Origin of the sequence: Burkholderia territorii, assembly GCF_902833055.1 — a bacterium.
Classification (GTDB): Bacteria; Pseudomonadota; Gammaproteobacteria; order Burkholderiales; family Burkholderiaceae; genus Burkholderia; species Burkholderia territorii.
Genome location: NZ_CADFEJ010000034.1, coordinates 19731 through 29214 on the forward strand (window position 1 = coordinate 19731; position 9484 = coordinate 29214).

At 68.3% G+C, this 9484-nt stretch carries 10 protein-coding genes; 7 read left to right on the forward strand and 3 right to left on the reverse strand.

Annotated elements, in window-relative coordinates:
* Nucleotides 1-6 precede the first annotated feature (6 nt).
* Nucleotides 7-1269 carry an MFS transporter gene (locus tag HW466_RS30085; protein WP_059544865.1) on the reverse strand — a complete coding sequence of 421 codons (1263 nt, stop codon included), beginning with the start codon at nucleotides 1267-1269 and terminating at the stop codon, nucleotides 7-9.
* A gap of 107 nt (nucleotides 1270-1376) precedes the next feature.
* Between HW466_RS30085 and HW466_RS30090 the strand changes: the two genes are divergently transcribed.
* The 3 genes from HW466_RS30090 (at nucleotide 1377) to HW466_RS30100 (ending at nucleotide 3103) form a co-directional block, all read left to right on the forward strand.
* A complete protein-coding gene (locus tag HW466_RS30090; RefSeq protein ID WP_059869165.1) occupies nucleotides 1377-2408 on the forward strand; it encodes a LysR substrate-binding domain-containing protein in 1032 nt (343 codons plus the stop codon).
* A gap of 105 nt (nucleotides 2409-2513) precedes the next feature.
* Nucleotides 2514-2723 (forward strand): hypothetical protein, encoded by a 210-nt coding sequence (locus HW466_RS30095; protein ID WP_059944924.1) that lies wholly within the window; start codon nucleotides 2514-2516, stop codon nucleotides 2721-2723.
* Complete coding sequence (locus HW466_RS30100; protein ID WP_151004909.1) at nucleotides 2723-3103, forward strand: type II toxin-antitoxin system VapC family toxin; 381 nt, start codon at nucleotides 2723-2725, stop codon at nucleotides 3101-3103. Before HW466_RS30095 ends, HW466_RS30100 begins: the two co-directional genes overlap by 1 nt.
* 53 nt (nucleotides 3104-3156) lie before the next feature.
* On the opposite strand, the gene dapA is transcribed toward HW466_RS30100, so the two are convergent.
* On the reverse strand, nucleotides 3157-4050 hold the full coding sequence (gene dapA / locus HW466_RS30105) for a 4-hydroxy-tetrahydrodipicolinate synthase (protein WP_151004907.1): 894 nt from the start codon (nucleotides 4048-4050) through the stop codon (nucleotides 3157-3159).
* Between the two features lie 452 nt (nucleotides 4051-4502).
* On the opposite strand from dapA, the gene HW466_RS30115 reads away from it, so the two are divergent.
* Nucleotides 4503-5522 (forward strand): sulfate ABC transporter substrate-binding protein, encoded by a 1020-nt coding sequence (locus tag HW466_RS30115; RefSeq protein WP_151004913.1) that lies wholly within the window; start codon nucleotides 4503-4505, stop codon nucleotides 5520-5522.
* Nucleotides 5523-5722: 200 nt separating this feature from the next.
* Complete coding sequence (locus tag HW466_RS30120; RefSeq protein WP_151004905.1) at nucleotides 5723-6691, forward strand: ion channel; 969 nt, start codon at nucleotides 5723-5725, stop codon at nucleotides 6689-6691.
* Between the two features lie 74 nt (nucleotides 6692-6765).
* On the opposite strand, the gene HW466_RS30125 is transcribed toward HW466_RS30120, so the two are convergent.
* Nucleotides 6766-7380 carry a glutathione S-transferase family protein gene (locus tag HW466_RS30125; protein ID WP_057928595.1) on the reverse strand — a complete coding sequence of 205 codons (615 nt, stop codon included), beginning with the start codon at nucleotides 7378-7380 and terminating at the stop codon, nucleotides 6766-6768.
* A gap of 389 nt (nucleotides 7381-7769) precedes the next feature.
* Here HW466_RS30125 and HW466_RS30130 point away from each other — a divergent pair, with 389 nt between their 5' ends.
* Together HW466_RS30130 and HW466_RS30135 are read left to right on the forward strand one after the other, a co-directional pair.
* Complete coding sequence (locus HW466_RS30130) at nucleotides 7770-8327, forward strand: sugar O-acetyltransferase (protein ID WP_151004911.1); 558 nt, start codon at nucleotides 7770-7772, stop codon at nucleotides 8325-8327.
* A 63-nt stretch (nucleotides 8328-8390) separates the two neighbouring features.
* A complete protein-coding gene (locus tag HW466_RS30135; RefSeq protein WP_151004903.1) occupies nucleotides 8391-8666 on the forward strand; it encodes a hypothetical protein in 276 nt (91 codons plus the stop codon).
* Nucleotides 8667-9484 lie beyond the last annotated feature (818 nt).

The window sequence follows — 9484 nt, forward strand, 5'->3', positions numbered from 1 at the left end:
CGCTCGCTACCGCGCGAACAGCGGCCAGGTGGCAGCCGCGACCAGCGCGGCCGCGAGCCAGACCACGCTCCACGAGCTGACGGCGAGCAGCGGCGGAATCGCGAGCGGCGTTGCGAACAGCCCGAGATAGACGATCGTGTTCGCCATCCCGAGCGCGGTGCCCGCGTGGTTCGCGCCCGCGAGCGTCGCGAGTTCGGTGTACGCGACGCCGTGCCACGCCGACACGCAGATGCCGGCGAACACGAGGATCGCGACGATCGCGGCGAGCGGCACGTGCGGGCTGCCGGCGGTCGCGGCCGCGAGCAGCGCGAACGAACCGGCCGCGACGCAGACCGACCCGCGCAGGTACGCACGCCGGTTGCCGTGCCGGTCGGTATGGCGGCCGCTCCACACGCGCATCACCATCGCGCCGAGTTGCAACGCGACCATCGCCGCGCTGATGCCCGCGAGGCCGAGCCGGCCGAAATCGTGCAGGAACACGGTCGCGAACGTGAGCACCGCGAACTGCGGCGCGCACAGCGCGCCGATGCCGAGCACGATGCGCCATACGCGCCCGCTCGCCAGCGGACTGCGCGCGGGCGCGGCCGGCTGGTGTTGCTGCAGCCCGGCGGGGCGGTGCGCGCCGGCCGGTGCGTCGGGCGGTTCGTGCAGCCAGCGCCACGTCAGCGCGGCCGATCCGGCGCACAGCAGCATCAACGCGCCGTACACCGCGGCGAAGCCCGCATGCGACGCGAGCGACGGCAGCAATGCCGCGCCGACGCCGCCGCCGAGCGGCACGGCCGTCTGGCGGATGCTCATCGCGAGCCCGCGTTCGCGTTCGCCGAACCAGCGCATCACCGCGCGGCCGCTCGACCCGTTCACGCTGCCGCCGAGCAGGCCGACGCAGCACATCGCCGCGACGACGCGCATGAGCGGCGGCACCGCATGCGCGTTCGGGACGATCGTGGCCACCATCAGCGCGAGCATCGCGGCCGTCGCGACGAGGCCGGTGAGCAGCACGCGACGATCGCCGAAACGGTCGGCGGCGATTCCCCATGGCAGCTCGGACAGCGCGACGCCGAAGCCGAGCGCGCCGAGCACGAGGCCGAGCGCGCCATTGTCGAGGTGGTAGGCCGAGCGCATCCATACGGCGGTGGTCGGAATGCCGGCCGCGGCGGCGGAAAAGCTCATGTTCGCGGCGACGCCGGCCGCGAGTACGCGCCAGCGATGGGCCGGGCCGCGCACGGCGTGCGCGGGCGAGGACGGAGAAGCGAGGCAGGAGGTATCCATGGCGACGGAATCCGTGTGGAAATTGACAGCGCCAGTGTGACGACCTACATTCATCCTGAAAATCGGAAAGTTTTTGATGAATCGTTCGATATAACGGGATGATTGAGATGTCCGGACAAGACAATGCCCACGCGGCGCCCGACGCCACGCTGGCCCGGCCGAACTTCGACGTCGCGGCGTTGCGCAGCCTGGTGGCGGGCGTGGATCTCGGCAGCTTCGCGAAGGCCGCCGATCGTGTCGCGCGTTCGTCGTCGGCGGTGAGCGCGCAGATCCGCAAGCTCGAGGAACAGGCCGGCACGCCGTTGTTCGTGAAGGCCGGGCGCGGGCTCGCGCTGACCGATGCCGGCGACGCGATGCTGCGCTATGCGCGGCGGATGATCGAGCTGAACGACGAAGCGGCCGCCGCCGTGCGCGGCGTGAATCTCGACGGCTGGGTGCGGGTCGGCCTGCAGGAGGATTTCGGCGAAGCGATCCTGCCCGACGTGCTCGGGCGCTTCGCGCGTGCGCATCCGAAGGTGAGGATCGAGGCGCGTGTCGCGCGCAATGCCGAACTGCTCGAGCGGCTCGACGCGAACCAGCTCGATCTCGCGCTCGTGTGGGGTGACCCGGCGTCGGCGACGCTGGTGTCGCGCGCGGGCATCGACAGCGACGCGATCGCGCAGGTGCCGATGCAGTGGATCGCGGCGGTCGGCGCGGGCGGCCTCGGGATGCCGGACGGCGACGGGCCGGCCGAGGCGGCCGACGACGGCGGCGCGCGTCTTCGTGCGATGCGCGCGGCGGGCGAGCCGCTGCCGCTCGTCGTGTTCGACCGGCCGTGCCGCTTCTTCGGCGCGGCGACCGATGCGCTCGATCGCGCGGGCGTGCCGTGGCGCGTCGCGTTCACGACGCCGAGCCTGGCCGGGTTGTGGGCCGCGGCGGCGGCCGGCCTCGGGCTGACGGTGCGCTCGCACTACGGGCTGCCCGCGTCGGTGCGCGTGCTCGATGCGCCGTCGTCCGGGCTGCCGGCGCTGCCGAGCCTGCCGCTGATGCTGCTGCGGCGTACGTCGTCGGCGACGCCTACCGTGGAGCGGCTCGCGCGGATCGTCACGCAGGCGGTGCGGGAAGCAACGGCGGGGGAGCGGGCGGTGCTGGCGGCGTGACGAGACCCTCCGTGGCAGGCGCGTCGGCCTTCCTCTGCTGATCGGCCGAATGGAACGATCTGGCGAACCCGACTACAGTGATGGACACCTGAACCGGAGGTCATCATGCAAAACGCGAAGCTGCCCAACGGCATTTCGATTGCGTCGCCGCAACCGGGCGACGTATCGCGCCCGACTGACGGAATTCCCGTCGACTCTGTCGCGTCGGCGAAGCTACCCGTGCGATTTGGCGTCCTGCAGGGCCAGGCCTGGATCGCGGATGACTTCGATGCACCGCTGCCGGAGTATCTGCTGGACGCATTCGAGGGACGCTGATGCGCTTGTTGCTCGACACGCACATCTTTCTATGGATCGTGACCAACGACCCGAAGCTGAGCGCGCAGGCACGCGATCTGATCTCCGCGGCCGACGAACGCTTCGTCAGCAGCGCGAGCATCTGGGAGGCCGCCATCAAGGCGGGCCTCGGGAAGCTCGACATCGATGTGGGTCGATTGATCGGCTCGATCGGCACAAGCGGGGTACGCGAACTGCCGGTTCGAGCCGTGCATGGGGCCGCAGTGCGAGATTTGCCGCACCATCATCGCGACCCGTTCGATCGCTTGCTCGTCGCGCAGGCTCGGCATGAACCGCTGAAACTCGTGACGGCCGACGCTCAGCTTGCACGCTACGGCCTGTCGCTGGTTCTGACTGTTTGAAACAATCCCCGGGCAGGACTCGCCGGTTGCGGAGCGGCGCAGCGCGTGGCTACCTATGCAACGGCAAGGTCCGGCTCGATCTCGTCGAGCGCCGCGAGCGCCGCTGCCAGCCTCTCCCGCAACCCCTCGCTCGCCGGCACGAACGGCAACCTCAACCCGTCCTCGCACCACCCCTGCGCGGCGAGCACCGCCTTCACCGGCGCCGGATTCGGCTCCGCGAACAGCGCCGCGACGAGCGGCTGCAGCGCCACCGACAGCCGTCGCGCATCGGCAAGGCGCCCGTCGCGCAGCAGCGCATGAATGCGCACGTGCCATTCGGGCAGCACGTGCGCGCTGCTCGCGATCGCGCCGTGCGCGCCGGCGCACAGCGCGGCGAAGTTCTGGTTGTCGTCGCCGGAGAGGATCGCGAGCGGCGTGTCGTGCACGAGCCGGCTCATCCGCTCGAGCGTCCCGCCGCACTCCTTGATGCCCGCGACGCGCGAATCGCGCGCGAGCGCCTGCAGCGTTTCCAGCTCGACGTTCACGCCGGTGCGGTACGGGATGTTGTAGACGAGGACCGGCAGGTCGGCCGCCGCGACGATCGCTTCGATGTGGCGGCGGATGCCGTCCTGCGTCGGCCTGACGTAGACGGGCGGCGTGACGAGCAGGCCGTCCGGCCGCAGCGCGGCGAGCTCGCGTGCGCGGGCGGCCGCGAAGTGTGTCGCGCTCGCGGTGAGCCCGACGACGATCGGCAGGCCGGGCACCGCATCGCGCAGCGTCGCGAATACCGCCTCCTGTTCGCGCGCGTCGAGCAGCACGCCTTCACCTGTCGTCGCGCCCGCGACGAAACCCGCGATGCCCGCCGCCGCATAGTGGCGCGCGAGCCGCGCGAGCGCGCGATGGTCGACCTCGCCGTCGTGGAACGGCGTGACGAGCGGCAGCCAGATACCTTCGAAACGTGTGTGCATGAAAAGCCTCATGGTGGAAACGGAGTGGGAAGGAACCGTTCCGCCGGCGGTGAGCCGGAGCGAGGCGTGCAAGCAAGGAGAAAGAAACGACCTGCGTGCATCCCGTCCGGCATTCGCCTGACGGGACGCGACGTCCCCGTCAGTCGAGGAGTCGTTTTTTCAGTTTCAGCCCGGCCGCGCGCGTACCGGCCGCGATGGCGGCAAGGATCGAGGGCGAGCGCAGGGCAGCGGACATGGATGAACCGTGAAAAGGGCTGAGCGGCGATCTTAACACCGGATCCGGCGCCCGCGCGAGCGGCGCGCGCCGTTTAGCAGGATTCGAGATTTGCTTTGCACGACAGATTGGAAGGCGCGCAGCGTGCGGCCGCTAGAATGCCCGCTTACGTTTCGATGACGGCACGCACGCGTGCCGTCACGCACATTCACCATTCATGGAAACGGGGCACATCACGATGGGAAGCATCAACGGGATCGGCCGCTGGCTGCACACGGGCGCCGCGGTAGCGCTGGTCGTGGCGGCAACGGCCGCGCACGCGGACACGTCGATCCTGAACGTGTCGTACGACGTGACGCGCGAGCTGTACAAGGACATCAACGCGAGCTTCGCCGCCGCGTACAAGCAGCAGACGGGCGAGACCGTGACGATCAAGCAGTCGCACGGCGCGTCGAGCGCGCAGGCGCTGTCGGTGCTGCAGGGGCTGCAGGCCGACGTCGTGACGATGAACCAGCCGAACGACATCGACCTGCTCGCCGAGCGCGGCCAGCTGCTGCCGAAGGACTGGCGCGCGCGCTTTCCCGACGGCAGCTCGCCGTATTCGACGACGATGGTGTTCCTCGTGCGCAAGGGCAATCCGAAGGCGATCAAGGACTGGAGCGATCTCGCGAAGCCGGGTGTCCAGGTGATCATCGCGAACCCGAAGACGTCCGGCAACGGCCGCTACGCGTACCTCGCCGCGTGGGGCTACCAGAAGCAGAAGGGCGCGACCGATCAGCAGGCGCTCGACTTCGAGAAGGCGGTGTTCCGCAACGTGCCCGTGCTGGACTCGGGCGGCCGCGGCGCGACGACGACCTTCACGCAGCGCGGCATCGGCGACGTGCTCGTCACGTTCGAGAACGAGGTCGCGCTGATGGACACAGGCGCGTCGGGGGCCGAATTCGACGCCGTGTATCCGTCGGCCAGCATTCTCGCGGAGCCGCCCGTCGCGGTCGTCGACAAGGTCGTCGACAAGAAGGGCACGCGCAAGGTCGCGCAGGCGTATCTCGACTACCTGTACACGCCGCAGGCGCAGGAGATCATCGCGCGGCACCATCTGCGCCCGCGCGACGCGAACGTGCTGAAGAAGCATGCGGCCGAGTTCAAGCCGCTGAAGACGTTCAGCGTCGAGCAGGTTTTCGGCAGCTGGGCGAACGCGCAGAAGACCCACTTCGCCGACGGTGGCACGTTCGACCGCGTGATCGTCGACCGCAAGTAAGCACGCCGCGCGGCGAGCGGCGCCCGTCGAGCGCCGAGCGCGTGCCGGCGCGGCGGCCGCGAAACCGGCTGCAAAACCGGCTGCAAAACCGGCCGCCCATGCGGCCGGATTTTCGCGCGCATGCGGAAAGCCCGCCGCGCACTCCCAGGCGCGGCCTTCGCGTGCTACGCTCATCGCCTCCCTGCTTCAGGCCTCGCGCGATGAACGTCGATTCGTCCTCCCCAGCTTCCCGCGGCCGTGGCCGCAAGCTCTGGTCGGGCACCCGCCCCGTGGTTGCATACGGGATGCCGCCGCCCGGCTGGCGCGACCTCTATCACCGTGCGCTGACGGTGAGCTGGCCTGTATTCTTCCTGTCGCTCGCCGTGCTGTTCCTGCTGCTCAACGGCGGTTTCGCGGTGCTTTATCTGCTCGGCCACGCGTCGATCGCGAACCAGTCGCCGGCCGGGTTCCTCGGCGCGTTCTTCTTCAGCGTCGAGACGCTCGCGACGGTCGGCTACGGCGACATGCATCCGCAGACCGTCTACGCGCACCTCGTCGCAACGTTCGAGATCTTCATCGGGATGTCGGGCATCGCGCTGGCGACCGGCCTCGTGTTCGCGCGCTTCTCGCGGCCGCAGGCGAAGATCCTGTTCGCGCGTTACGCGATCGTGCGCCCGCTGAACGGCAGGATGACGCTGATGGTGCGTGCCGCGAATGCGCGCCAGAACGTGATCGCCGAAGCGCAGGCGAAGCTGCGGCTGATGCGTGTCGAAGGCACGCACGAGGGTTATACGCTGCGCAAGATTCACGACCTGCCGCTCGTGCGCAGCGAGCATCCGATCTTCCTGCTCGGCTGGAACCTGATGCACGTGATCGACGAAACGAGCCCGCTGTTCGGCGAGACCGCCGAGTCGCTCGCCGCGCGCGACGCGTCGCTGCTGATCACGATCGAAGGCTCGGACGAGACGACCGCGCAGGTCATGCAGGCGCGCTACTCATGGGCGCATGCGGAGATCCGCTGGCGTCACCGCTATGTCGACCTGATGCACGACGAAGGCGGCATCACGCACATCGACTACACGCATTTTCACGACGTCGTGCCGGTCGACGCCGATACCGACGAGCGCGGTTCGCCGGGCGTGGTGGTCGGGGCCGACGCGGCAACGCAGGCGCCCGGGCCGGCCGGATGACATCGGTGACGGGCGCGAGCGGGCGTTGGCATTCGGGCACGGTTGCCGCGCCCGAATGCGGTGCCGTTCACGTGTCACGCATGCAGCAGACGCGCCGCTTCCCGCTGTTCGACGGCGACCGCGCGGCGATGGCCGTCGCGATCCTCGGCCCGTGCGACATAGTCGCCGAGCACGCCTTCGTGCGGCAGCAGATGCGCGTCGAATGCGATCTTCAGCGTGCTGGCGAGCAGCAGGTCGGCCGCGGTGAAGCGATCGCCGACGAGCCAGCGGCTATGGGCGAGCGTTTGCGCGAGCGCACGCTGCACGCGCGTGATGTTGCCCCAGCCGAAGGCGACCGGATTGCCCGACGCGCCGGTGAATTTCTCGGCCATCGCGGGTTCGAGGCAGGTCGGCGTGAAGAACATCCATTGCAGGAAGCGGCCCCGCAGCGGATCGTCCGGCGCGATGCCGAGCCTGGCGCCCGGGCAGCGATCGGCGAGATAGAGCAGCACCGCGCCGGATTCGGCGAACGGTTCGCTGCCGTCGTCGAGCGCGGGCAGCTTGGCCATCGGATTGACCTGGACGAACGCGTCGCTGCCCTGTTCGTGCGAACGCAGGTCGATCGGCACGAGCTCGTAGACGGCGCCGATTTCCTCCAGCATCCACAGCGCCCGGAATGCCCGGGTCTTCGGCCAGTAGTAGAGCTTCATCGCGCCTCCGCGTATCGGTGTGCGTGTCGGTTCGGTGGATGCTCAAGCGTACCCGAGCGGGCGAGGTTCGGACAGGGGCGCAGGGTAGCGCGCGGGTAACGAATTTCCCGCAAAGCCGCATGCTACCGAAGTTCATCAAATAACTAGTTATCGAATAACTATCTTTTGAATCGATGCACGAATACCCGCCGTCCCCGGCCGCGACGACACTTGCGCGACTGCTTTGCAGCCGCCGCGTCGCCGGCTGGTCGCGCGAATCCGCGCGACGTTCATCGGCGGGGCTCGACCGAGCGATTCAATTCAAGGCCAGGCGAAGCGCATGCGCCGAGTCGGGCGCTGCGTGATGGACAACGAGCCGATTCGAACACACCATGGAGAAACCGCAACGAATGACGAACGACGATCGCACCACGATCATTGCCCGACGCACGCCGGAATCGGCCGCGATGCGCGCGGAGCTCGAGCGGACGATGGCGATCACCGCGCGGCTCAATCGTCTGACGTTCGACGATGCGGACGAAGTCCGGGCGTTGTTCGGAGAACTGATCGGCAAGCCGATGGACGACGGCTTCCTGCTGATCCCGCCGTTCTACGCGACGGGCGGCGCTAACATGCGCATCGGCCGCAACGTATTCGTCAACCAGAACTGCACGTTCTACGACCTCGGCGGCCTCGATATCGGCGACGACGTGATGATCGGCCCGAACGTGAGCCTCATCACGTCGGGCCATCCGCTCGAGCCGTCCCGCCGACGCGACGCCGTCGTCGCCCGGCCGATCGTGATCGGGCGCAACGTGTGGATCGGCGCGGGCGCGACGATCATCGGCGGCGTGACGGTTGGCGAGAACTCGGTGGTCGGCGCGGGTTCCGTCGTGACGCGCGACGTTCCGGCGAATACGCTGGTCGGCGGAAACCCGGCGCGGATCATCCGTTCGATTGCCGACTGAGCGTTCGCAGGCGCCGCCTGTTGCGCCGCGAATGTGGACAACCGGCCGCACCGGCCACTCGAAATGCTGTGGATTCGAACGGTGAGCGTGCCTGTGCAGGCCGAATCGGCGGGGCTTTCCGGCATTCGACGCGAATCGATGGCGGCGGAATGCGCCGACGTTGTCGATGTGGCGGCGACGAATTTTTGCGGCAGACCGGTTGTGGATATCCCTCGCTCGGAACCACTCGGCACACTGTGCATTTCACCGGTGAGGGCGGCTTCGTGCGAGCGACGCGCGATGCGCGGTGTGGACAACCTGCCTCCCGACGAGGAAAAAAGCTGTGCTCCCGAACGGTGAGCGCCGTTGACCGATCGCGCGAGAGCCTTCCCTGATGCGGCCTTCCGTGCGGTGAGCGAAATTCGGAGCGCCACGCATTCCCGCAGCACGTGCAGAACGACGACGGGATCGCACGCGTATCGCGGTGTGGATATCCTGCCGCAGGATCGACTCGACGCGCTGTGAATCTCAACGGTGAGCGTTGGCTTGCTCGCCCGGTCGGTAACGTCGATCGCGGCTTCGAGGGTCGCGCATTCTAACCGCACTCGCGATCGTGCGCTTCATTCGAGTGTGCGCCGCGATGTGGATATCCGGCCGCGCCGGCCAGTCGACTTGCTGTGTATTTCAACGGTGCGGGGTGCGCGTGCTGCGCGGCTACGTCGGTGCGAGGCTGGATCGGCGGGCCTCGGCGGGGTTGCGGGCGCCGCCTGAATCGGCGACTGCGTGCGATGCCGTGCCGACACTCACCGTGGAAATTCACAGCGTTTCGAGTCGTCGCGAATCGGGTTGTTCACACCGGAATCGACGCTCCCATTCGATCACGATGCCGACGCTCACCGTTGGAGTTCACAGCGTTCCGAGTCGCCGTGAATCGGGTTGTTCACACCGGAATCGACGCTCCCATTCGATCGCGATGCCGACGCTCACCGTTCGACTTCACGGCGTTCCGAGTCGCCGCGAGTCGGGTTGTTCACACCAGAATCGTCGGTCTCGTTCGATCGCGATGCCGGTGCTCACCGTTGGAATTCACAGCGTTCCGAGTCGTCGCGGATTGGGCTGTCCACACCAGAATCGATGTCCTCGTTCGCGCACGCGACGGTGCTCACCATCGAAATTCA

What these genes read in the sequence shown, in the direction of transcription:
- HW466_RS30085 (WP_059544865.1), bottom strand. Translation starts at nt 1,269, where the DNA reads ATGGATACCTCCTGCCTCGCTTCTCCGTCCTCGCCCGCGCACGCCGTG.
- HW466_RS30090 (WP_059869165.1), top strand. Translation starts at nt 1,377, where the DNA reads ATGTCCGGACAAGACAATGCCCACGCGGCGCCCGACGCCACGCTGGCC.
- HW466_RS30095 (WP_059944924.1), top strand. Translation starts at nt 2,514, where the DNA reads ATGCAAAACGCGAAGCTGCCCAACGGCATTTCGATTGCGTCGCCGCAA.
- HW466_RS30100 (WP_151004909.1), top strand. Translation starts at nt 2,723, where the DNA reads ATGCGCTTGTTGCTCGACACGCACATCTTTCTATGGATCGTGACCAAC.
- dapA (WP_151004907.1), bottom strand. Translation starts at nt 4,050, where the DNA reads ATGCACACACGTTTCGAAGGTATCTGGCTGCCGCTCGTCACGCCGTTC.
- HW466_RS30115 (WP_151004913.1), top strand. Translation starts at nt 4,503, where the DNA reads ATGGGAAGCATCAACGGGATCGGCCGCTGGCTGCACACGGGCGCCGCG.
- HW466_RS30120 (WP_151004905.1), top strand. Translation starts at nt 5,723, where the DNA reads ATGAACGTCGATTCGTCCTCCCCAGCTTCCCGCGGCCGTGGCCGCAAG.
- HW466_RS30125 (WP_057928595.1), bottom strand. Translation starts at nt 7,380, where the DNA reads ATGAAGCTCTACTACTGGCCGAAGACCCGGGCATTCCGGGCGCTGTGG.
- HW466_RS30130 (WP_151004911.1), top strand. Translation starts at nt 7,770, where the DNA reads ATGACGAACGACGATCGCACCACGATCATTGCCCGACGCACGCCGGAA.
- HW466_RS30135 (WP_151004903.1), top strand. Translation starts at nt 8,391, where the DNA reads ATGCTGTGGATTCGAACGGTGAGCGTGCCTGTGCAGGCCGAATCGGCG.